This window comes from Methanoregula sp. (assembly GCF_041645475.1).
GTDB lineage: Archaea > Halobacteriota > Methanomicrobia > Methanomicrobiales > Methanospirillaceae > Methanoregula.
This window is the reverse complement of record NZ_JBAZQA010000026.1, coordinates 1-24,474: the sequence shown is the minus strand read 5'-3', so window position 1 is coordinate 24,474 and position 24,474 is coordinate 1. Positions and strand designations below refer to the sequence as shown.

General features: G+C 54.3%; 18 protein-coding genes. 13 read left to right on the top strand and 5 right to left on the bottom strand.

Features of this window, described 5'->3' with window-relative positions:
* Nucleotides 1–160 precede the first annotated feature (160 nt).
* Both WC598_RS14970 and WC598_RS14965 read right to left on the bottom strand, forming a co-directional pair.
* A complete protein-coding gene (locus WC598_RS14970; RefSeq protein WP_372962312.1) occupies nucleotides 161–748 on the bottom strand; it encodes a hypothetical protein in 588 nt (195 codons plus the stop codon).
* Nucleotides 749–866: 118 nt separating this feature from the next.
* The gene (locus tag WC598_RS14965) at nucleotides 867–1,211 is read right to left on the bottom strand and encodes a hypothetical protein (RefSeq protein ID WP_372962311.1); all 345 of its coding nucleotides are present in this window, start codon (nucleotides 1,209–1,211) and stop codon (nucleotides 867–869) included.
* 598 nt (nucleotides 1,212–1,809) lie between these two features.
* On the opposite strand from WC598_RS14965, the gene WC598_RS14960 reads away from it, so the two are divergent.
* The 5 genes from WC598_RS14960 to WC598_RS14940 all read left to right on the top strand — a co-directional run bounded on the left by WC598_RS14960 (nucleotide 1,810) and on the right by WC598_RS14940 (nucleotide 5,387).
* A complete protein-coding gene (locus tag WC598_RS14960) occupies nucleotides 1,810–2,688 on the top strand; it encodes a thiamine pyrophosphate-dependent enzyme (protein WP_372962313.1) in 879 nt (292 codons plus the stop codon).
* The gene (gene porA / locus WC598_RS14955) at nucleotides 2,685–3,797 is read left to right on the top strand and encodes a pyruvate ferredoxin oxidoreductase (protein WP_372962310.1); all 1,113 of its coding nucleotides are present in this window, start codon (nucleotides 2,685–2,687) and stop codon (nucleotides 3,795–3,797) included. The genes WC598_RS14960 and porA overlap by 4 nt, the downstream gene beginning before the upstream one ends.
* Nucleotides 3,790–4,317, top strand: a complete 528-nt coding sequence (locus WC598_RS14950) for a 2-oxoacid:acceptor oxidoreductase family protein (protein WP_372962309.1) — start codon at nucleotides 3,790–3,792, stop codon at nucleotides 4,315–4,317. Before porA ends, WC598_RS14950 begins: the two co-directional genes overlap by 8 nt.
* Entirely contained in the window at nucleotides 4,314–4,571 is a 258-nt protein-coding gene (locus WC598_RS14945; protein WP_372962308.1) for a 4Fe-4S binding protein, read from the top strand. The genes WC598_RS14950 and WC598_RS14945 overlap by 4 nt, the downstream gene beginning before the upstream one ends.
* Nucleotides 4,572–4,664: 93 nt before the next feature.
* A complete protein-coding gene (locus WC598_RS14940) occupies nucleotides 4,665–5,387 on the top strand; it encodes a hypothetical protein (protein ID WP_372962307.1) in 723 nt (240 codons plus the stop codon).
* A 21-nt stretch (nucleotides 5,388–5,408) separates the two neighbouring features.
* Here the strand turns inward: WC598_RS14940 and WC598_RS14935 are convergent, their stop codons facing one another.
* The gene (locus WC598_RS14935; protein WP_372962306.1) at nucleotides 5,409–5,774 is read right to left on the bottom strand and encodes a hypothetical protein; all 366 of its coding nucleotides are present in this window, start codon (nucleotides 5,772–5,774) and stop codon (nucleotides 5,409–5,411) included.
* A 239-nt stretch (nucleotides 5,775–6,013) separates the two neighbouring features.
* Between WC598_RS14935 and WC598_RS14930 the strand changes: the two genes are divergently transcribed.
* Nucleotides 6,014–6,598: a hypothetical protein gene (locus WC598_RS14930; protein WP_372962305.1), complete on the top strand. Its 585-nt coding sequence runs from the start codon at nucleotides 6,014–6,016 to the stop codon at nucleotides 6,596–6,598.
* 342 nt (nucleotides 6,599–6,940) lie between these two features.
* On the opposite strand, the gene thsA is transcribed toward WC598_RS14930, so the two are convergent.
* Nucleotides 6,941–8,593, bottom strand: coding sequence for a thermosome subunit alpha (gene thsA / locus WC598_RS14925; RefSeq protein ID WP_372962304.1), 1,653 nt, complete (start codon nucleotides 8,591–8,593; stop codon nucleotides 6,941–6,943).
* A 64-nt stretch (nucleotides 8,594–8,657) separates the two neighbouring features.
* The gene (locus tag WC598_RS14920; protein ID WP_372962303.1) at nucleotides 8,658–9,584 is read right to left on the bottom strand and encodes a transcriptional regulator; all 927 of its coding nucleotides are present in this window, start codon (nucleotides 9,582–9,584) and stop codon (nucleotides 8,658–8,660) included.
* 43 nt (nucleotides 9,585–9,627) lie between these two features.
* Here WC598_RS14920 and WC598_RS14915 point away from each other — a divergent pair, with 43 nt between their 5' ends.
* The 7 genes from WC598_RS14915 (at nucleotide 9,628) to WC598_RS14885 (ending at nucleotide 24,386) form a co-directional block, all read left to right on the top strand.
* Nucleotides 9,628–10,851, top strand: a complete 1,224-nt coding sequence (locus WC598_RS14915; RefSeq protein ID WP_372962302.1) for a DUF1743 domain-containing protein — start codon at nucleotides 9,628–9,630, stop codon at nucleotides 10,849–10,851.
* A gap of 219 nt (nucleotides 10,852–11,070) precedes the next feature.
* Nucleotides 11,071–14,151, top strand: a complete 3,081-nt coding sequence (locus tag WC598_RS14910) for a PAS domain S-box protein (RefSeq protein ID WP_372962301.1) — start codon at nucleotides 11,071–11,073, stop codon at nucleotides 14,149–14,151.
* The gene (locus WC598_RS14905) at nucleotides 14,151–18,038 is read left to right on the top strand and encodes a PAS domain S-box protein (RefSeq protein WP_372962300.1); all 3,888 of its coding nucleotides are present in this window, start codon (nucleotides 14,151–14,153) and stop codon (nucleotides 18,036–18,038) included. Before WC598_RS14910 ends, WC598_RS14905 begins: the two co-directional genes overlap by 1 nt.
* Entirely contained in the window at nucleotides 18,011–21,004 is a 2,994-nt protein-coding gene (locus WC598_RS14900) for a PAS domain S-box protein (RefSeq protein ID WP_372962299.1), read from the top strand. Before WC598_RS14905 ends, WC598_RS14900 begins: the two co-directional genes overlap by 28 nt.
* Complete coding sequence (locus tag WC598_RS14895) at nucleotides 21,004–22,863, top strand: PAS domain S-box protein (protein WP_372962298.1); 1,860 nt, start codon at nucleotides 21,004–21,006, stop codon at nucleotides 22,861–22,863. The genes WC598_RS14900 and WC598_RS14895 overlap by 1 nt, the downstream gene beginning before the upstream one ends.
* Nucleotides 22,864–22,958: 95 nt before the next feature.
* Nucleotides 22,959–24,080, top strand: a complete 1,122-nt coding sequence (locus tag WC598_RS14890) for a sensor histidine kinase (RefSeq protein WP_372962297.1) — start codon at nucleotides 22,959–22,961, stop codon at nucleotides 24,078–24,080.
* A gap of 48 nt (nucleotides 24,081–24,128) precedes the next feature.
* Nucleotides 24,129–24,386, top strand: coding sequence for a hypothetical protein (locus tag WC598_RS14885; RefSeq protein WP_372962296.1), 258 nt, complete (start codon nucleotides 24,129–24,131; stop codon nucleotides 24,384–24,386).
* Nucleotides 24,387–24,474: the final 88 nt, after the last annotated feature.

Genomic DNA, 24,474 nt, shown 5'->3' with positions numbered 1-24,474 from the left:
ACAAAACTGCTGCTCGTGCATTTCGGGGGATTCACGCGCTTCGTTCTCCATTCCGGGTTTGTCTAACTTTCGAATGGGTTTTACTAGTCCTTAGATCTTTCGGTCGAAACCAACTGCGTAAGTCCTACAATTAAAATGAGAAAATGTATTTGCCGCACATTCATGTCTTTGCATGATGTTTGGTACCCACTACTTTCTCCTTTCGACGTGGGAAAAAGAACTCAATCTCCAACAATTGAGGAATATTTATTTCTTTTACCAAATTAAGCGAGGTTTCTGCCAAATCTATTGTTACCTCAATAGCTGAATTTAGTTCAATTTTCATTTTTTTCGCGTCATTTCTTTGATTGTATAGCCATAATTCATGGACAATATTATTCCGGCCAGATCGTATTTTGTCAATTTTTTCGTAGAGAGGTAACTCAATAAGTCCTTTTGCCAAAGAGATATTTTGAGCTTGATAAAACGTCATATTACTACAAAATGACTTCATTCGATCGCCAAATTGTCCGTGAGTTTCGTCATCAAAATTTTTCTTTTTTGTAGTTGCTTGGTCGCGGGCATAATCACTAGTAATTTTTAAAAAAAGAGAATATTTCAAAATGTTTTCGATGAAACTATAATTTAATAAGATTGCTTCAAGGTACCTACTTTCATTTTCTTCATTCCAGATCTGTAATAGATCTTCTGCCATCTCCTTAATAATTTCAGGAATGCCAAGCACACCTTCATATTTTTCTCCTGTCATCTTACATCACTTCATGGTCACAATATCTTTTTTTTAAATTGTATGGGTAGTAATCAAACTAAGTATAAAATTTTGCCATACCCTAGATACGACATTGCAGCGGCGTTCATCTTTTTATTTATGGAATATCGCGAACTTTCACTCGTATAATCTCTTGACCATCAGAAATATTCATAAGAACGATCACAGCGCCAGAGTTTCTCGTTAAAGATTTTGGATTTGAGTTGAAGACAACACATTCCCCCTTTTTAATCATCGAAATCCCTTCGGGAAATGGCAGTGGGTATTTGCTAGTTTGACCCGTAAACGCTATTGCCATCGATATCTCTGACGCGTTGATAGTGTCTCCATCATTGGTAATTGAAAAGATCAATTCGCCAATACCAAGACCATCTGCCGTCATTGAATGATGTTTTCTTTCTAATACAGCATCAATCTTAAAGGCACTCGCCACGGTTGTCATATATGGGGCGTATTATCATTGTCGCCATATAACCCATTGGAGTGCGTGGAGTGAAGGTATAGGCTGCACCGTATTTGCATCAGCCAGAGACAAAGGAAGATTGCACTTCTGAAAGCCTGCGGTACTGATGTTATATAATGGATGACGGCACAATCGCAGTGCAATTCCGAACCGTTTGCTCGGATGGGATTACGAAAGACCTCAAACGAGTCGGCCCAAAAACGCTGGAAGAATCAACAACCCGGATTTTAATTCCCCGTATTCAAGGGAATTAGAAATGAAGCCGGAAGGAGCAGATTCTTACTTCTGATGCTACGGTGCATCAACTGGATACCCTTCGGAAAAGAGAGATTAACAACCGACAACAAGTGAGGTGGAGTGTAATAACCGGACATTTCCAAGATCGATAATGCCCGATATGACCCCCCATCCCCCTCACCACCACCCACCGGGGGAGACACCATTCCTCACAAAGGGGCAGCACCTCCAGAACGATTATGATACTTTTTTCACCCACGGTGATGATAAATAATGATAGATCGTTGGGTCGCACTACAGCGCTCCCTGATCGTTCACATCTCTGCAGGAGTTGAATACCATCGCCGAAATTCCCAAAGAAGAATATATCCTGAAATGTACTTCGGCCTGTGCCGGGTGCAGCGATTCGCTCGCCCTCCGGTACGTGCTCAAGGCGGCAGGCCCGGATACCACGCTGGTCGTGCCCGCCTGCTGTACCAGCGTCATCCAGGGGATCTACCCGAACACTGCATTCAATGTACCGGTATACAACATCGCCTTTGGTGCAGCAGCTGCCTGCGCTTCCGGCATGAGCAACGCCTTCCGCGCTGCAGGGAAAAAGACGAACGTGATCGTGTACGCAGGAGATGGCGGAACGCTCGATATCGGCATCCAGGCCATGTCCGGGGCATTCGAGCGGGGCACGGACTTCCTCTATATCTGCTACGACAACGAGGCCTACGGCAACACCGGCATGCAGCGGTCCAGCGGAACGCCGCTCGGGGCAAAAACAACCACCACCCCGGCGGGAAAGACCGATGCCAAGAAGGATATCGATGCGATCATCGCCGCCCACAACCCCCCGTACCAGGCAACCGCCTGCGCAGCCTACCCGCAGGACCTGTTCAAGAAAGTCCAGAAGGCGCTCACGTTCAGGGGGCCAACCTTCATCCACATCCTGGCCCCGTGCCCCCCCGGGTGGCGCTATTCAACGGAGAAGAGCGTTGAGATGGGCAAACTCGCTGTCAAGACCGGCATGTGGGTGCTCTGGGAGCGCGAGTACGGGAAACTTACGATCACGCCCCCCTCGAAAGCTGCCATGAGAAAACCCCTCCCGCTCGAGGATTACCTTGCCCCGCAGGGACGGTTCAAGGGTATTGATACCAAAACCGTCGAGATCATAAAACAGCGGCTGGCAAAGAACCTGGCAAAACTCGCAGCAGAGGAGGCAGAACCATGAAGAAGATCGCAACCGGGAACAAGGCCGTGGCAGAAGCGGTCAAACAGGTGATCCCCGGCGTGGTTGCTGCATACCCAATCACGCCCCAGACCGAGATCGTTGAACAGATTGCCGAATTTGTTTCGAGCGGCGAGCTGAAGAGTAAGTATATCGCAGTCGAGAGCGAGCACTCGGCGATGGCGGCCTGTATCGGGGCAAGCATTACCGGCACACGGACGTTCACGGCAACGAGCTCCCACGGCCTTCTCTACATGCACGAGATGACCAACTGGGCAGCCGGCGCACGGCTCCCGATTGTCATGGCAAACGTTAACCGCTCCCTTGGGCCCGGCTGGAACATCTGGGCAGAACACACCGACGCCCTCCAGGAGCGCGATACCGGCTGGCTCCAGGTCTATGTCAGCTCCGTGCAGGAAGCCTACGATGCAACCCTCATGGCATTCCGGATCGCCGAGCACAACAATGTGCTCCTGCCGGTGATGGTGAACCTTGACGGTTTCACGCTCTCCCACATCATGCAGCCGCTTGAGACCGTGAACCTGGGCGACTTCATCCCGCCGTTACACCTCGCCCATGCCATTGACGTAACGAAGCCCACCGCATACGGGGGTCTCACCGGTCCCGACCAGCAGTTCAGGTTCCGCTGGGACATCGAACGATCCATGCGGGATTCCGTGAAGGTCATCGAAGAAACCGAGACGGAATTTAACAAACGGTTCGGCAGGAAATACGGGTTCACCGAGGATTACTGCTGCGAGGATGCCGAAGTCGTGATCGTTTCGATGGGGACACTCGGGAAAGAGGCGGAAGTTGCCGTCGACCTGCTCCGTAAGGAGGGAATAAAGGCCGGTTCCATGCGCCTGCGCTGGTTCCGACCGTTCCCGAAGCTCGACCTTGAGGGAAAACAGGTTGTTGTTATCGACCGCGACTACTCGTTTGGCCGCGGGGGAATTCTTGCAACAGAGATCATGGCCCAGACAAGGGAAGCGGTCTTCAGCGTCATCGCCGGCATCGGAGGGCAGGAGGTCACGTACGACGACATCGCGGACTTTGTCCGGAACCGTCGCATAGGAGAAGAGTTCTGGTTCGGGGTGAGCGACCGTGTTTGAGATCCGCATCCATTCCCGGGGCGGCCAGGGCGGGGTTACCGCAGCCCGGCTCCTTGCGCTTTCGGCAATCCACGATGGCAAGTATGCAACGGCCTGCCCGTTCTACGGGGCGGAACGCCGCGGGGCACCCATTGTATCGTTTGTCCGGATCGATGACAAGCCCATCAAGATCTACAGCCAGATCAAGAAGCCCGACATGGTCATCGTTCTTGATGCAAGTGTCATGGATGTGGTCGATGTCCTCCAGGGCTTAAAAACCGGCGGGAAAGTTCTCATCAACAGCGCCCATGCCAAGGAATTCTCCGGGTTCTCCTCGGGCCATGTAGACCTTACGGGTATAGCCCTGAAGGAGAAACTGGTTGTTGCCGGAAGCCCGATCCTGAACACACCGGTGCTCGGGGCACTTGCAAAGATGGGAATCATATCGGTGGACTCGGCAAAAGTCGCCATCCGCGAGATGTTTTCCGATGAGCGCAATGTCAAGGCAGCTGAGGCAGCATACAAGGAGATGAAGATATGAGCAGCATAAAGCGCGAGCGCCTCGCAATAAGCCAGCCCGTTGTTGGCGCAGCCGGAAAGACCGGGACCTGGCGGGTATTCCGGCCGGTGGTGGACAAAGAGAAATGCAATGAATGCGGGCTCTGTGCAACCTACTGTCCGGACGGGACGATTGACGAGGAGCTTAACATCGACCTGGATTTCTGCAAGGGCTGCGGCATCTGTGCAAACGAATGCCCGAAAAAGGCCATCACCATGATCCGGGAAGAAAAGTAAGAGCAGAAATAAAAACCATCATTCTCGTTTAGGGAGAAATGTATCACAACCTTTTTTAATTTCCTTTTTATATATCTCCGCGAAGCTGATGCCATGAACCGTATGAATTTTGGCGATACGCGGGACCTTTTCACGTTCGATCTCGTGCGCCACATCATGAAGGCAGACCCGGCCTTCGACAGTTTTTCGTTCATCCCCATGCTCACCGGAGCGGATGAGGGTGCCCGCGGGAAGAAGTGCGGAAAAACGGACCTTGCCAAAGCAAAGAAGAGCGGAAAAGCCGGAAGCCAGAACCTGGATCTTGTTGCCCAGATGGAGCGCCTCCAGGAGATCGAAGACGATCTCGACTATTTCCAGCATATCCGCGGGTACTTCAACAAGGAACAGATCCTCGCCCATATTGTTTCCGACCAGAAATTCACCCACCAGGATCGCACCCGGTATTTTTCAAATATCCTGCCCAGGATCCCGAAGAAATCCCTCATTTTCCTTGATCCCGATACGGGGCTCGAGGAGAGCAGGCCAACGGAAAAACACCTGCTCTTTGCGGAAGTAAAACAGATCGCGGATCGCATGGACAAAAATTCCGTCCTTATGATCTACCAGCATTTTCCGCGGGTAAAACATGACGGGTATGTCCGGGAGCGCGGTTCCCGGCTGAACGAGCTCACCGGCATGGATCCGCTGACCATCACGGATAATGAGATCATTTTCTTCCTGCTGGCAAAAGACCCAAAACTCAGAACCAGGGTGGAGGAGATCATCGAGCGGTACGCCAACAGTTACCCGCTCCTCACGTCGTGTTGTGGTGACTGACAAAAACCGGGGTATTCCGGTTTATTGAGGGGTCAGTGCATCCTTTGCAATATATTCCAGGTCGAATTTATAGAAATGCGTAAACGTGCAGTTCCTGCACCGGACGGTGAGGTGGCGGGAGCTCACGATGATGTCGTGGGGGCCGGTCACCATACAGTGCCTGCAGGTTGCTTCCTGCATGAGCTCCCAGACCGGGTACTTCCCGATCTTTGTTAAGGTACCCGCGGCATCGACATCTTCCACACGGGGAACAAAGACCCGGGTTGCCCCGCACGCCTCGCAGGCAACCAGTGCCTGGTACGGGACGGCCTTGATAATCTGGTCTGCATTCTTTTTGCAATGGTAACAGTCGGTCCTGTACCGGGTAAAGATGAATCTCTCGCTCATGGGAGATACTGGATACGTTCGTGTTCATTAAGCTGATGCCAGGATACACTCCCGGAAAGAACAGAGATCCGGCTTTTTAACAGGGACGGGAGGCCGGATGAAACGAGAGGAGTTGCCTGACATGAATAATCCGATATCAGTACCATCATCCGATTCCTGCAAGATCTGGCGTGCTGAAGGAAAAATAATGGCGGGGATTGCAGTAAATTTAATTATCCGACGAATTCAACATTGAGTATATGAAGAAATTGTTCGGATTCTTTGTTCTTGTAATCCTTCTGGTCGCGGTCAGCGGATGTGCACAGTTACAGCCGGCACCGGCAACTACTCCTCAGACCACCGTCCCAACTACCGTTGAGACCCCTGTTGCCACCATGGAACCAACCCTGGTACCGACCGCAGCCGGAACTCCCATTGCTCCCGCGGTTACGGCTGTCGCAACCAGGGAAACCACGCTCCAGGTTATAACGAACGTGACAGAAAGTGTGCCGACAATAGCAGCAACCCCCCACGTAAGCCTGACACCCCAGACCAAGATCACGGTCTTTTCCATGACCAACAATACCTTTACTCCCAAAGAACTCACGGTTCTTCCGGGAACAGGAATTACCTGGAGAAATGACGATACCGTGAATCACGTGGTGAAAGGAACAACGGAAGCGGGCACAACCATGTTCAAATCTAGCGATATCATTCCCGGAGCCAGCTTTTCGTACACGTTCGGTGATCGGGTAGGGACGTTTACCGTTATAGACCCCGGCTATCCCCAGATGAAGTGTGTCATCATTGTCAAGGACGGACAGAACTTCTCGGGTACAATCTGAGTGCATTTTTTTACGCAACACATTCCTTTTTTTCACAAGTTGTAGGAAAGAGATCGATCTGATACGTTCTCCTGCGATATCCTGCAGTATCAAGGGTCAATCCGCTATGGATAAAAGGTGCCATCCCCCTCGACCCGCTCTTCTTCTGGTGTGTGATTGGGGGTAAGGGAACGTCGTAGTAAAGGAGGTTCTGACCCGTGCACGGATCGCTGATGAGAGGATATGCCGGTTGTCAGTCGCTGGCTATGCGGACAGTACAGAGGATTTGAATAGACGCGGAGTAACTGCACCAAAGTGCAGGAAAGACCTCTCGTACGAGGAAAAAAGGAAAAAAATGTCGGGTTAGTAGTCGCCCATGCCCGGAGGCATGCCGCCCATTCCACCCATGCCACCCGGAGGCATACCGCCTTCGGGCATCGGGCTCTTGGAGGAGGCAATGACATCGTCAATGCGCAGGATCATGACCGCGGCTTCTGCTGCGGAGGAGATGGCCTGGGTCTTGACGCGGAGGGGCTCGACAACGCCGGCTGCCTTCATGTCGACGGCCTTGCCTTCGAACACGTTGAGACCGTACGTCTTCTTACCCTTCTCGTGGGCTGCCCGGATCTCGACAAGCATGTCGATGGGGTCAAGGCCTGCATTCTCTGCAAGGGTGCGCGGGATGACTTCGAGTGCTGATGCAAATGCCTCGATGGCGAGCTGTGCCCTGCCACCAACGGTTGCTGCATATTCGCGGAGACGGAGCGAGAGCTCGGTCTCGATTGCACCGCCACCGGCGACAACCTTCTTGTCCTCGACAACGACACCGACAACGCGGAGTGCGTCGTGGATAGCGCGTTCGAGTTCGTCGACTACGTGCTCGGTACCGCCCTTGACGATGATGGAGACCGCTTTCGGGTTCTTGCACTGCTCGACAAAGGTCATCTCTTCGCCGCCGACCTTGCGCTCTTCGACAAGGCCTGCTTTCCCGAGTTCTTCCTTGCTGATCGCATCAATGGAGGAGACGAGGCTTGCACCGGTTGCCCGGGCGAGTTTCTCCATGTCGCTCTTCTTGACACGGCGGGTTGCAAAGATTCCTGCCTTTGCAAGGTAGTGCTGTGCAATGTCGTCAATGCCCTTCTGGCAGAAGAGGACGTTTGCACCGCTCTTGACAATCTTGTCAACAATACCCTTGACCATGCGCTCTTCCTCGTCGAGGAATGCCTGGAGCTGGTCGGGGGAGGTGATGTTGATCTCGGCATCGACTTCGGTCTTCTTGAACTCGACTGCTGCGTTTAAGAGAAGGATCTTTGCGCCGGTAACCTTCTTGGGCATCGAGGGGTGAACGCGTTCCTTGTCGATAAGCACGCCTTCAACAATCTCGGAGTCCTCGATTGAACCGCCGGTCTTCTTCTCGACCTTGATGTTCTCGATGTCGACCTTACCGTCATCGTCCGTGACCATGACAACAGCCCTGACAACGAGGTCGCAGAGCTTCTCCTTGCTTGCTTCTGCACCCTTGCCGGTCATTGCGGTGCCGGCAATGTTCTTGAGAAGCGCCTTGTCGGTTGCCTTGACATCAAAGGCGAGGTCCTTTAAAAGTGCCTGTGCCTTCTCTGCCGCCTGGCGGTAGCCGGCTGCGATGATGGTCGGGTGGACATCCTGCTCGAGGAGGTCTTCTGCCTTCTTGAGGAGTTCTCCGGCAATGACGACTGCGGTGGTAGTACCATCGCCGACTTCATCATCCTGGGTCTTTGCTACCTCGACCATCATCTTTGCGGCCGGGTGCTCGATGTCCATTTCCTTGAGGATCGTGACACCGTCGTTTGTGATGACTACATCGCCGATTGTGTCGACGAGCATCTTGTCCATACCTTTGGGACCGAGCGTGGTCCTGACTGCACTTGCCACTGCCTTTGCGGCGGTGATGTTCATACCCTGGGCGTCGCGGCCGCGGGTACGGGTGCTGCCTTCTTTGAGAATAAGTATCTGTTGTCCTCCAAGTTGCTGTGACATAAAAATCACCACTTTTAGCACTAAAATTGGTTTGTGGTTCTATATATAGGTTGTTGAAAAAAGTTCACTCGCCCAGCAGGTCGAGCAGTTCGAAACCATCTTCTATCCGGTGAAGCCGCTGCTCGCTGATCACGAGCGTCTTTCCTATCTTCTTCTCTTTCGTGGAGTCGGTAATCACGCACATTGCATGCTTTTTTGCTATCTGCGAAAGATTGCCGATGAGCGCTGCTCTTTTTACCACTTTCTGGGCCGGCCCGTAGCCGGTAAGGATCGTGTGCTTCTCGAAGGTGAGGAGGGCCTGGAACGGTGCGCCGTGGAGCGCGTGCATCCGCACGCCGATCTGCTCCAGGAACTCCATGGGACTTTTGAGTACAGTACCGGGGATCGTGGGTTCCGGTTCCATAGCTTTTGGTGGTGCGTGCCCGATCAGGTCGATCGACTCCACTACGCCGGTATCAAAAAACTCCTCGATGCGGATGGCTACTTCGAGCGTTGTTCCCATGCCGCTCTCGTACTTGCTGATCGTTCGCCGTGAGACTCCCAGTACATGGCCGAGATCCCCAAGGGACATGCTGCGCTTCTCGCGGAGATCCTTGAGGGCATCGCCGTTGATGTTGACGTACAGCCCGCCAGGGGATGCGTAGACGAGCGGGGGTATTTTCTCGGCAAAGTAATCATAGAGGGTTGACGGGCTGATCGCGTAGATGCCGTACCGGACGTACACGGCCCCGCGTTCCAGCTCCGCGTCCCGGGCCCGTTCGCCCACGATCAGCGGCACACCACCCAGGTGACGGGAGATGAGATCGAGATCGAAGGCCACCTCCTCGCTCACGGAGTCGATGTGGGCCACTACCTTGATGACGAGCAGGGTCCGGTTGTTGCGGGCGATGAGGTCGAAACTCCGTGGGCGCAGGCTGAAGCGCTCGGAGACATCGAACCCGGCAGTTATCATGACACTGGTAACCAGCTGGAGCTGGCGGTCCTGAGACATGCAGATACAAATGGATGGAGCGTGCCCATATATTAATATAGACATGCTGATCGGCATTGATGACACGGATTCCCCGGGCGGAATGTGCACCACTTACCTCGGGGCAGTTCTGGCCCGCAGGCTGATTTGCGACCACATGCGTGTGCGCGAGGCCCGGCTCGTCCGGCTCAACCCGAACGTGACCTTCAAGACCCGGGGGAATGCCGCAATTGCGTTCAACGTTGTCGGAGACGCGGATCGGGCATTTGATCTCGCGTGCGGGATCGTGGAGGAGCTTGCCGATTTTTCCTGTGAGAATACCAATCCCGGTGTAGTAGTTACCGACAGGAAGCCGGATGCCGCATTTTACCGGAAAGCGGTTACGGGTTTCTGCACGGTTGATGAGGCGACCGGCATCCTTGATGCGGCAGGAGCCCGGTACCGGGGCTGGAAGAACCGCCGGGGTCTGATCGGTGCAACGGCAGCGGTTGCAAGCGAGCTTGCAGACAGGACCTCAGAGATTCTTGTGTACCGCGAACCGCAGCGGTTCGGCACGCCCCGTAACGTTGACCGGGCGAGCCTGTTTGCCGCGGAGGCGGCAACCTTCCCCCATACATGGGATACCGTCGACGTGGCAAATGATGTCGTGGTCTGCGTTCCCCACACACCCGACCCGGTCCTGTTCGGGATCCGGGGCGAGAGCCCGCAATGGGTGATGGCAGCCCGGCAGATGATCATATCAGAAAAGCCTGCGCTCGAACAGATCTGGGTTACGAACCAGGGAACCGATGCCCATCTTATTGCAGGGACGATCGGCCTCCTCGATGAGGGTATCTCGTACTATGTCCGGGGAACGGTAGCTGAAACGCCAAAAACCGGAACCGGGGGCCATGTCTCATTCACGCTCTGTGAGGAGGAACGGATTGTCCGGTGCATGGCCTATGAACCCACAAAGAATTTCCGGCAGATCATCCGCCAGCTGGTGCCGGGCGATACCGTGATCGCGTGCGGGAGCTGCAAGAAAGAGAGCATCAACTTAGAAAAGATAAAAATCGTCTCGCTTAAAAAAGCAGAGACAACCCGCCCCCCCATCTGCGAAGCCTGCAACAAGCGGATGACAAGCGATGGGAAAGGCAAGGGCTGGAAATGCAAAAAGTGCGGGGCGAGGGCTGATGCACCGGACGTTCAGGAGATTTCCCGCACACTGGAAACCGGGTGGTATGAGGTACCTCCGACAGCACGAAGACATTTAGCCAAACCACTCTGTAGGGGATTGCCTGAGTTCTGACGTGAACGGTGGCGACCGAGGGGTCGCCCCGGTTTCGAAAGGCGGGGCCTTCGGGTAAAAATGTGGCTCCCCGGAGGATCAGGAGAGAAAGGGCAACACCATCATGCCGGGACAAACCCGGCCCAGATCATGTAACCGGCGTAGGATGATCCCCACAAGGGAATCTTTTTGTATCATCGTATTCCTCTGTAGATCATCTATCTCTAATGGTTCTCAGTGATGATCTCCCTCCTCTATGTCGATGACGAACCGGACCTCCTTGAGATAGCCCGGCTCTTCCTTGAACGGTCCGGAGAGTTCCGGGTAGGGACTTCAACATCAGCACATGACGCACTGGCATCCCCGTCTTTCCGGTCGTACGATGCCATCCTCTCCGATTACCAGATGCCGGACATGGATGGCATAGCATTCTTGAAAGAGGTCCGGGAACGGTTCGGGGACATCCCGTTCATCCTCTTCACCGGCCGGGGCCGCGAAGAAGTAGTGATCGAGGCGATCAACAACGGGGCGGATTTTTATCTCCAGAAAGGCGGAGATCCCAGAGCGCAGTTTGCCGAGCTCGCGCACAAGATCCGGCATGCCGTGGCACGGAGGCAGGTAAATGAGGAGCTCAGGGCTGCATACGAGCAGCTCACCGCATCGGAAGAGGAGCTCAGGGGCCAGTACCAGGAGCTCGCGCTGGGAGAGAGGCGGATCCGGGAGAGCGAGGAGATGTACCGCACCATGATCGAGCACAGCCGCGACGGGTTCTTCATCCTCCAGGACGGCGGCCTGGTCTTTTACAACCGTGGTGCGTTTGCCGCCCTGACCGGGTATGACGAGAACGAACTCATCGGCAAATCGATCGCTGACATCGTTGCTCCCGAAGACCGCAAAAAAGCACAGCAGCGGTACCAGCAGAGACTGGCAGGAGAGGCAATCCCCGATTCTGTTGAATACACGCTCCTGCATAAGGACGGGCAGACGCGGGCTCATATCATACTGCACGCCTCAATGGGAATGTACCGGGGACGACCCGCCCTGATGGGCACAATCCGCGAGATTACCGCAGACCGCATGCGGGAGAATGCGCTGCGGGAGAGCAGGGATGAGCTGATCCAGAAGAACCAGGAGCTCCGGGCAAGCGAGGAGATGTTCCGGGTCCTCGTGGAACACTCGCTTGACGGGATCCTGATCACGGATCTTAACGGCATCCTTCTCTTTACCAACCGGGCGGCGGGCCTTATCATCGATGATCCGGATTACTCCGCAAAGATCGGGAAGAAGAATGTCCTTGAGTATGTGGCCCCGGAGTCACAGGAGAACCTGCAACGGGATTTTTCCAATATCGTGCAGGGGGTCAATGCATATCTTGTCCTGTATAAACTCATCACGGAGACGAAGCGGGAGATCTGGATCGAATGCATAGGTAAAAAGATCCGGTTCCAAAAAACCGATGCAGTCTTTATCTCTTTCCGGGATGTCACCGAGCGAAAATGGGCTGAAGAACGGGAACGGGAATCAGGAAAGAAATTCGCTACCGTTTTTAAGAGCAGCCCGGTTGCACTCACCCTCGCATCAGCAGCGGACGGGAAATTTGTCGATGTCAACGAGGCATTTCTAAAAGAGACCGGGTATTCACGGGAAGATGTGATTGGAAAAACTGCCGAAGAACTCCAGCTTTTCCCGGATAACAGTGAACGCGGGCGGATGATCTCCTGCCTCCGGAGCCGGCAGGACATTCATGGCATGGAAATGTCGTGCCTGATCAAAACAGGGGAGATCCGGACCTGCCTGTTTTCATCAAGTCTTATCCTGATGGATGGAAAACCCCACATTCTCTCCACCATTGAAGACATAACTGAGCGCAAGAAGGCAGAGGAGGAACTCCGGAAAAACCGGCAACTGCTCGGAGAGGCGATGGACATGGCACACCTGGCGAACTGGGAGCACGATCTCAGTACGAATATGTTCACCTTCGATAACCGGTTCTACACCCTGTATGGTACTACGGCAGAGCGTGAAGGCGGAAACCAGATGACCACAGAAACGTACACCCGAAAATTCGTTCACCCGGAAGACCAGGGAGTCGTTGCCGATGAAGCACGAAAAGCGATACAGGCGGCCGATCCGCATTATACATCCCAGCGGGAGCATCGCATAATCCGGAGGGATGGCGAGATCCGGCACATCGTGGTGCGTATCGGCATCACGAAAGATGCAGAAGGACGGACTATCAAGACCCACGGTGCGAACCAGGATATCACCGAGCGCAAGAAGGCGGAGGCCGCAGTCCGGGAGAGCGAAGAGAAGTTCCGGTCCCTTGTGGAGACTTCCCCGGACATTGTCTGGGAAGTCGATGTCCAGGGGAGATTTTTGTACATCAGTCCCATGTTCGAAACGATCATGGGCTATCCTGCCGAGAGATGGATCGGAAAACGGATAACCGACCTGACCACAGACGTGGGATGTTCCTTTGCGAGACAGGAACTCTCGCGGCTTGCTGCATCAGACGGGCCGTGCGTGCCGTTCGAGATCCCCATCCACAACTCGAGCGGGCGCGAGATGATAATCGAGATTCGCCCGGCACGGGTAACCGACGCTGACGGGAACCTGATCGGGTTCCGGGGAGTCGCCATCGACATCACGGAGCGCAAGAATGCAGAGCTGGCACTCCGCAGGGCAAACCGCCAGCTCACCCTGCTCACCGGCATCACCCGGCACGATATCCTCAACAAGATAACCGTTATCCTCGGCTACCTGAAGATGGCAGAGAAGGAATGCACGATTCCCTTGCAGGCAGATCACCTGGGAAAAGTGAGGACCGCAATCACCATGATCCGGTCGCAGATCGAGTTCACCCGGATCTACCAGAACCTCGGCACTCATGAGCCCCAGTGGATAACTCTCGTGGAGGTCATACCCCGCTCACAGGTCCCGGACCCGATTGCGCTGATCACGGACATCCGGGGTGTCCAGGTATTTGCCGACCCGATGCTGGAAAAAGTCTTTTCAAATCTCCTGGACAACACGATTCATCATGGGGAACGGGTTACCGAAATCCAAGTATCATCCCGCAGAGAGAGACAGGATCTCGTGATTGTGTGGGAAGACAACGGGATAGGGATTGCAGCCGATGAAAAAGAGCAGGTCTTCGAACGGGGCTTTGGTAAAAACACCGGCCTCGGGCTGTTCCTTGTACGGGAGATCCTCTCCCTTACCGATATCACGATTACCGAGACCGGAGAGCCGAGAGCAGGCGCCCGCTTCGAGATCCGGGTGCCGGTAGACATGTGGCGCATGACCGGGGAGAGGAGATAATGCAGAACACGATCCGTATCCTCTACGTTGATGATGATCGCGACCTTCTGGACATCGGCAAACTGTTCCTGGAAGAGGATAAGGGGTTCTCTGTTGATTGCGTACTCTCGGGAAAAGACGCGCTTGCCCATATCAGATCAGAGCATTACGATGCGGTTGTTTCCGATTACCAGATGCCGAAGATGGACGGTATCACCCTCTTAAAAACCGTGCGTGCAGAATTTCGGACCCTCCCGTTCATCCTCTTCACCGGCAAGGGCAGGGAAGAGGTGGTGATCGAGGCGCTCAACAACGGGGCGGACTTCTATCTCCAGAAAGGTGGCGACCCGGAATCGCAGTTCGCCGAGTTGTCCCACAAGATCCGACAGGCAGTACAGCAAAGGCGGGCGGAAACGATCATTCACGATCACGAACGGAGGGAAGCCGACATCCTCAACTTCCTCCCGGACGCGACATTTGCAATCGATAAGAACGGCGTGGTGATAGCCTGGAACCGGGCCATAGAAGAGATGACCGGCGTGCCTGCACAGGACATGATAGGGAGGGGAGATCACGAATACGCGATCCCGTTCTACGGCATCCGTCGCCCCATCCTCATTGATCTGATTTTTGCACCGGAACTGGAGATCCGTTCGAGTTACTCCTTTGTCCGGGTCGACGGGGATGTGCTTACATCGGAGACGAACAATGCAAAACCCCGGGGAAAAGAAGGAAAACTCTGGGGAAAAGCCGTCCCGCTCTATGATATGCAGGGTGCCATCATCGGCGCTATTGAGTCGATCCGGGATATCACGGAACGAAGGCGCCTGGAAGAGACCCTGGAAAAAGAACACCAGGACCTTCACGCCGCCTACGAGCAGGTTGCGGCGGCAGAAGAAGAGCTGAGGGCGCAGTACGATCATCTTGCCGAAAGCGAACGTGCACTCCGGAAAAATGAGGAGCGGCTGACAATGGCCGAAGCGATCGGTCACACCGGGAGCTGGGAGTATGATATCGAGACGGGTAAGATCTGGGGATCGGCAGAGGCAATTCACACCTTTGGGTATCCTCCCGTTGCCGGATATCTCTCACTTGCAGATATAGAAGCCTGCATCCCGGAGCGGGTGCGGGTCCACCAGGCACTCGTCGACATGATAACCACCGGAAAAATATACGCTCTTGAATTTCCTGTCCATCCTGCTGACGGATCTGCCCCAAAAGTAATATTCTCCAGTGCAAGGCTCGAAAAGGATGCATATGGCATCCCGGTTCGGGTTATTGGTGTCATCCAGGACATCACGGAGCGCAAGCGGGTTGAAGAAGAGATAACGTTCAAGAACATCATCCTCTCAACGCAGCAGGAGACCGCTCCCGATGGCATCCTTGTCGTGGACGAATCCGGGAAGATCCTCTATTACAACCAAAAATTTGTCGGGGTCTGGGAAATTCCGGATACGGTTATTACATCCGGGAACGATGAGCCAGTACTGCAGTTTGTCGTGGAGCAGCTTGCCGATCCGGAAGCATTCCTCTCCCGGGTAAGGTACCTCTACAAACGTAAAGGGGAGAAGAGTTCTGAAGAACTCATGTTAAAAGACGGGCGGGTACTGGAGCGGTTCTCGGCACCGATGCTGGGGGAGACCGGAAAATATTACGGGAGAGTCTGGTATTTCCGGGATATTACCGGGCGAAAACAGGCGGAAGAGAGCCTCAGGATGAGCGAGGACCGGTTCCATACTCTCTATACCCATATGACAGAAGGTGCGGCCCTCCATGAACTCACGTGCGATGAACACGGGGTTCCCGAAGATTATCTGATCGTAGAAACCAATCCCGCATTCGAAACACATCTCGGTATCGCAAGGGATGCTGTTATCGGGAAGACGAGCCGGCAAGCCTACGGGGTCACCGAACCCCCGTATCTCGACATCTATGCACGGGTTGCAACAACCGGTCTGCCGGCAGTCTTTGAGACCTACTTCCCGCCGCTCGACAAGTATTTCTCCATCTCGACCTACTCCCCGGCAAAGGGCAGGTTTGCCACCATCTTTGAAGACATTACAAAACGCAAAAGGGCAGAAGAGCAGAACCGGGAAGCCCGGGAGGTCCTTGAGGGGATACTGAACTCCATCCAGGTGCGGGTATTCTGGAAAGACCGGAACCTGAAATATATCGGCTGCAATACCTCGTTCGCCCGGGATGCCGGGTTTGAAGACCCCGAAGATATCATCGGCAGGGACGATTACGCAATGGGATGGCGGGATCAGGCGGACCTGTACCGCAGCGACGATCGGGCCGTGATTGAGAGCGGCGGGTCAAAACTGTTCATTGAAGAGCCCCAGAAAACCCCGTCGGGAAATACCATCACGCTCCTCACCACCAAGATCCCCCTGCGCAACGACACGGGAGAGGTTATCGGAGTGCTCGGAACCTATATCGACATCACGGAGCGCAAGAGGGCAGAAGACACGTTACGCGAATCTGACGAGAAATACCGGCTCGCAACAGAGAAAACAGGACAACTTCTCTATGATTACGATATCGCCAGCGGGAAGATCCACTGGTCCGGCGCAATTTTTCAGGTAACGGGTTACATGATGGAGGAGTTCCCGCCGGTTGATATTGACCGCTGGAAAAAGATGGTCCACCCGGATGACCGGACATCCACCCTGGCCGAACTTGCCCGGACAATCGGGAGAGCAGAGAATTATCACGTTGAATACCGGTTCTTAAAAAAGGATGGCACCTACATCCCGATGGAGAGCTCCGGGGGGTTAATCACCGACAGTACCGGGGGGGCGTGCCGGATGATAGGCACGCAGAAAGATATCTCCCAGAAAAAGCAGATGGAAGCCGATCTCAGGAAGAGCGAGGAGAACTACCGGCTCACGCTTGAAGCTACCAATGACGGCTTCTGGGACTGGAATATCCCCTCGGGCAACGCGTTCTTCAGCCCCCGCTGGTACACCATGCTCGGGTATGAGCCAAACGAGATGCCCGGCCTGCACGAAACATGGCGATCGCTCGTCCATCCCGAGGATCTTGGTCCAACGGAACAGCGGATCCGGGACCATATCAGCAACAAGGATGAGTTTTATACCGTGGAGTGCCGGATGCGGACAAAGGACGGGGACTGGAAATGGATCCTTTCCCGCGGGAAAGTGATCGAGCGGGACAACAAAGGCAGCCCTATCCGGATGGTTGGAACCCATGTTGACATAACCACCCGCAAGAGGGCAGAGCGGGAACTCGCTGCTGCAAACGAGAAACTCACGCTCCTTTCCGGCATAACAAGGCACGATATCGTCAACCAGATAACCACGCTGATGGGATACCGCAAGCTGCTGGAGAAAAAGATCGCAGACCCGCAATACGCGGAGTACTTCCAGAAGATCGACAATGCTGCACAACGGATTGCGGCCATGATCCGGTTCACGAAAGAGTATGAGAAGATCGGCGTCATGGCACCTGTGTGGCAGGAGTGCAGCACCATCGTAATAAAGGCCGGAATGGAGGCCCCGCTCGGAACCATCCGGGTGGAAAACGGGATACCTGCCGGCATAGAGGTTTTTGCCGACCCGCTCATAACCAGAGTTTTTTACAACCTGATGGAGAACGCGGTCCAGTATGGCGGGAAAATCACAACCATTGAGTTCTCCATAAAGGACGTGGAGGGGGACAAAGTTATTATCTGTAAAGACGATGGAGACGGGATACCTGCTGACGAGAAGGAGAGGATTTTCGACCGGGGTTTTGGGAAGAACACCGGTCTTGGTCTCGCCCTTTCACGGGAAATTCTTGATATTACCGGCATCACGATTCGCGAGACCGGCGAGCCGGGCAGGGGCGCAGAGTTCGAGATCCGGGTGCCGGAGGGGACATGGCGCAAAAAGGGGAGCAGTGCATGATGCCGGACGCTATCCGCGTTCTTTATACGGATGACGAACCGGTCCTGCTGGACCTGGCCAGACTCTTCCTTGAGAAAGACGGGGCATTTGCCGTTGACACCTGCACATCTGCGGGACAGGCACTTGTCCGGCTGCGCACCGAGAACTATGATGTCATCATCTCCGACTACCAGATGCCGGAGATGGACGGCATCGCATTCCTCAAGCACCTCAGGGCATCGGGGGACACCACCCCGTTCATCATCTTTACCGGCAGGGGACGCGAAGAGGTTGTCATCGAAGCATTCAACGAAGGCGCTGATTTTTACCTCCAGAAAGGCGGGGCCCCGAGAGCGCAGTTTGCCGAGCTTGCGCACAAGATCCGCCACGCACTCTCCCGGACACAGGCCATCAAGGCTCTTAAAAAAAGCGAACACGATTACCGCCACCTGATTGAACATGCCAGCCAGGCAATCTACGTTGTGCAGGATACCCTGCTCCGGATGGTTAACCCGCACCTGGCAGAATTAACCGGCTATTCCGAGCAGGAACTCATCTCCATGCCCTATAGCACATTCATCCATCCCGACGATCGTGCCATGGTTGCTGACCGCTACGAGCGGAGGTTACGGGGCGAGGATGTACCTCCGAAGTATACCTTCCGGTTATACCGGAAAGACAAAACAGCCCGCTGGGTTGAACTCAGTGTTGTCATCATAACCTGGGACGATCGACCGGCAGTCCTGGTCTTTCTCAACGACATCAACGAGCGGAAACTCGCCGAGGATGCGCTCCGGGAAAGCGAGGAGCGCTACCGCCAGTTCTTCAAGACAACGCTCGATTGCGTGTTCATCACTACACCCGGTGGGCAGTGGATTGATTTCAATGATGCCCTGGTTGAGATGTTCGGGTACGAGAGCAGGGAAGAGATGTTCCGGGTCCCGGTCCCCTCCATTTATGCAGACCCGGCTGAACGTCCCGTTTTTCTTAAGGACGTTGAGCGGGATGGATACGTGAAGGAACGACCCCTCCGGTTCCGGAAGCGGGACGGTACGGTTTTTGATTCCCTGATCACGATCGTGCCCGTAAAAAACCCTGACGGTTCCACAAAAATGTTCATTGGTACGTTCCGGGATGTCACTGAGAACAAGAGGGTGGAGGAGGCATTGCGGGAAAGCGAGATCCAGTACCGCCATATTTTTGGATCGTTCGAAGATCTCTACTACCAGACGGACGTAAGCGGGGTCATTACCCTCCTCTCCCCATCCCTGAACCGTCTCACCGGATGGATGCCGGAAGAGCTGCTGGGAAAACCTGCAACCGTTCTCTACGTCAACCCGCATGAGCGAACTGCCCTTATCGACGAGATCACAACAAAAGGGTATGTCAGGGATTACGAGCTGCTGCTCCGGAAGCGGGACGGAACAGAAACGCCGGCATCACTGAGTGCGAACCGCATCTTCCATGCGGACGGGACAGAGGCGGGAGTTGCCGGGATCCTGCGCGATATTACCGAGCGCAAGAGGGCCGAGACTGGACTGAAGGAGAGCGAAGAGAAGTTCCGGTCCCTGGTGGAATACTCCCTTGAAGCGATCCTTATCATCGATCTCGAAGGGAAGATCCTGTTTGCCAACAATGCTGCAGCCAAAACGGTTGAACTCGGGAGCTGTGCAGACATGACAGGCAGGAACGTGATGGAGTTCATTGCACCCGAATCCCAAAACGATGTTATCACGGATTTTGCCCGGGTTGCGGAGGGCCACGATGCCTATATCGCACACTATGCGGTCATCACAGCCAAAGGAAACAGGATTTCTGTTGAGAGCATCGGCAAGATCGTCACGTATGAAGGTATACCCGCAGACCTCATCTCCATCCGGGACGTTACCGCAAAGACGCAGGATCGGGCAGGATCGGCCGGCCGTGAGCCGTTCGACCCGAAGCGGGCGGAAAACCTGCTGGATTATATTGTCGTGTACGGTGATGACGGGAAGATCCTCTATGTTAACCCGGCAGCGGAGAGGGCGCTGGGATATGCAGCCGGTGAGATGGCAGGTACTGCCCTGACCTCGTACATTGCAGAGGAGTCGCACGGAAAGGTATCTTCCGGTATGGCCGCCCTGCAGGATGTGCCTGAGGTTCCCCTCACGGAGATCGAACTTCTTTCCCGGGACGGGCTCCACCGGTCAGTGATCGCCAAAGGAAAACCGGTCCGGTATGAGAACCGCCCCGCAACGCTCCTCTTCCTCATCGACATCACCAGGAAAAAGGTGCTCGAAGACCAGCTCACGGCGCGTGCAAACGAGCTCCTGAGGATCTCCGCGGCACTGCAGCAGGCGAACAAGCAGCTCACGCTCCTCTCCAGCATCACCCGTCATGATATCAATAACCAGCTGACCGTGCTGACGGGATTTCTCAGCCTGCTCGAACCGGATCTCCCGGATCCCCGGCTCGCGGACTATTGCAGGAAGGCGGGAAATGCCGCAGAGCGGATTGCTGCCATGATCCGGTTTGCCCGGGAGTACGAGACAATCGGCGCACAGGCGCCTGTCTGGCAGGACCTGCGGGCGGTTGTTGATACGGGTGCAGGCAACGCACCGCTCGGGAAGGTCCGGGTAATGAACGATCTCCCGGCCGGTGTGGAAGTGCTGGCGGACCCGCTGATTGTCAAAGTCATGTACAACCTGATGGACAATGCCGCACGCTATGGCGGGAAGATCACGACCATCCGTTTCTCCCTCCGGGAATCCGACACGGCCTGTACGCTTATCTGCGAGGATGACGGGAACGGTGTCGCGGCCTTTGAGAAGGAGAAGATCTTCGAGCGGGGCTTTGGGAAGAACACCGGCCTGGGTCTTGCCATCTCGCGCGAGATCCTCGCGATCACCGGTATCACCATCCACGAGACCGGAGTGCCGGGCAAAGGGGCGCGGTTCGAGATTGAAGTACCAAAAGATATGTGGCGCTCAAGAGCGAAGGGTGGATAATGGCAGATATCGTCCGGATCCTCTATGTCGATGATGAGCCCGACCTGCTGGAGATTGCCCGACACTTCCTCGAAAGGGAGGGGGCATTTACGGTCGATACACTCACTTCTGCACAAGAGGCCCTCGTTCATCTGAATACAGCACGGTATGACGCCATTGTCTCCGATTACCAGATGCCGGGGATGGATGGGATAACGTTTCTCAAGCAGCTCAAAGAATCGGGAAATCCAACGCCCTTCATCATCTTCACCGGCAGGGGGAGGGAAGAGGTGGTCATTGAAGCGCTCAACAACGGCGCTGATTTTTATATCCAGAAAGGCGGCGAGCCGCTGAGCCAGTTTACCGAACTCTCGAATAAGATTCGTTACGCGGTCGTGCGGAGACGTACGGAAGAGGCGCTGCGGGAGAGCGAGGTGCAGTTCCGTGGCATCACCGAAAGGATCTCTGATCTGATCATTGTGATGGATCCTGACGGATATACCACCTTTATGTCGCCATCCGTTACGCGGATCCTTGGATTTCCCCCGGAGTGGTATCTGGGAAAAAAGGCAGATGTGGACTTTATTCCGGCCGAAGATGTGGCAAAGACGGAGCTCGCGATTGAGAAGCTGAAGAACGGAAGCCTGGCAGAGCAGGTTGAGTTCCGGATAAAAAAAAGCAACGGCTCCTATGCGGTTTTCGAGGGAACGGGAATCCCCGTGTTCAGGGATGGGGTCTACAGGGGGGTCCAGGTAGTTGCACGGGATATTACCGGGCGAAAGAAAGCCGATGATGAACTTCGTGGGGCATATGAACAGCTGGCCGCAGCAGAAGAAGAACTCCGGGAACAGTATGATTCACTTGCACTCTTTCAGAATGAAAGTGATTCAACGTTCAATGCCATATCCGACTGGATCACCCTGATAACCCCTGAGGGGAAGATTCTTCGTACGAACAGGGCAGTTGAAACCCTGTTGGGTAAACCCGCCGGGCAGGTTGCAGGAATGAACTGCTTTGAACTGATCCATGGGACGGAGTGCTTCAATCAGGATTGCCCGCGAAAGCGAATGCTGGTGAGCAGGAAGCGGGAAAGTATCGATATCCCGATGCGTGACGGAAATGGCTGGCTGCAGGTGACCGTTGATCCCATACTCAGTCCCACCGGAGAAGTGAGGAGGGCAGTTCACATTGTCAGGGATATTACTGAACGCACCCGGTCACAAAAAGCCCTGGAGCAGGCAAAAAAGAAACTGACTCTCCTGAACTATGTGACGTTCAACGATATCCAGAACCTGGTCTTCACCCTTTCGGGGTACCAGCACCTGATAAAAGAGAGGGTGACAGATCACCCGGCCAGTTCCATTATCGGAAGACAGGAAGAGGTTCTGCAGAAAATTTCCCACTCCCTGAAATTCGCCCAGAGTTATCAGGATCTCGGGCTCAAACCATCAAAGTGGCAGAACGCCAGCCAGGTGTTCCTCCTGGCCATTTCCCACCTGGATTTCCTGAGGATCCAGCATACCGTCGAGCTGAATGGTCTGGAGATCTTCGCCGATCCCCTGCTGGAGCAGGTTTTCCAGATCCTTGCAGATAATACCCTCGTTCACGGGAAGACGGCAACACGGGTGAGTTTCCGGTATAGTGAGGAGCAAGAATCCATGAAACTGCTTTTCGAAGACAATGGCATTGGTGTTCCGGAAGATGCCAAAAAAAGAATTTTCCTGCCGGATTTCCAGAAGAAGAAAGGTGTCGGGCTCTTCCTTGCACGGGAAATCCTTGATATCACCGGCATCACGATCTGCGAAACCGGAGAGCAGGGCAAAGGGGCACGGTTCGAGATTGTGGTTCCAAAGGGGATGTGGCGGCTGGGAGGTAAATAAGAGAGCGGACACCGGTGGGGGGTTCGATGAGATCAAATTACCGATACCGCTGAAACCCAGCAGATTTTTAATTTATCAGCAGGCAAAAGAACAGTATGTCTGCGGTCTTTGCCCGCGCCCGGAAATATATCCCCCTATTCCTGATCCTTGCACTTGTCGTGACAGTGAGCTTCCAGGTTGCAACAACCACCGTCTGCAGATTCGGAGAAATTGACCTTGATGCAACAATCACGGAAATTACCCTCCTTTCCATAACAAGTATAATTTTTGTGGTCATCAGGAAATTCGATAATTTCCGGCTTGAACTGGGCCTGGCACTGATAATCTACGCAATGGGGATTCAATTCATAGAAGAATTCCTCACAGAATTTTCCCTGTTCCAGATATTTCTCCTCACGATCATCCTCATCACAGGACTCATCCTCACGTGCGCCGGGGTCTTCTCCAGCCGCAGAAAACTGGATCGGAATATTGAACGGCTCCGGCAGACTGAGGCCGAGCTGCTTGCACGATCAGCCGAACTGGCAGAACTGAATGGGGCTCTTGAGCAGACGAACCGGAAACTCCGGCTGCTCACCCAGATCACCCGGCACGATATCAATAACCAGCTGACACTGCTCCGGGGATACCTTTGCATTGCCGGAAAGAATCAGCCCGATACCACGCGCAACGAGTATTTCCAGAAAGCAACCGCCGCTGCAGAACGGATCTCTGCCATGATCCGCTTCACCGGAGAATACGAGAAGATTGGCGTCAGGGCCCCCTGCTGGCAGGACTGCCGGGCACTCGTAGGGACCGCCACTGCAGAAGCCCCGACCGGACCGGTCAGGGTGATAAACGACATCCCGGAACGCAGGGAGGTTTTCGCCGACCCGCTCATAAGGAAGGTCTTTTTCAACCTGATGGACAATGCCGTACGGTATGGCGGGGGGATCACATCCATCCGGTTCTCGGTTGATGAGCACGAGGGCGATCCGGTTCTGGTGTGCGAGGATGATGGCAACGGTGTTCTTCCCGATGAAAAAGAGAGGATCTTCGAACGCGGGTTTGGAAAAAACACCGGGCTCGGGCTTGCTCTGTCGCGGGAAATCCTTGATATTACCGGCATCACGATCAGCGAAACCGGAACACCCGGAAGAGGCGCACGGTTCGAGATCCTGATACCAAAGCGGGCATACCGTACCTGTACCGGCGTCACGGTAAGCCAAAACCTATAAAAGAGACGGCATCGCATGCTCGTTGTCTCCTGATGAGGGGGTGTACCTGTGCAGCTGCTGCCTGATCCTGTCACGATCATCAATCTCTTTCTCTGCATCCTGATCGGGATGATCTGCCTCATAGGGTACGTGAAGATCCGTTCGATAACCCCGCTCGTCATTGGTGCCGCATTTTTTCTGTTCGGAATTTCCCATGCAGCGACCCTCCTTGACTTAAAAACAGCTCTCGAACAGGAGATGATCGTGATTCGCACGCTCGGGTACATCACCCGACCTTTCGCAGTAACATATCCGCGTTTTGAATAAAGTAATACTTAGAAATATATCTTAGTACAGCGATAATCAAAATGTGCCAGACATAACCGGATTAACCTCGCAGAATTTCACATCGAAG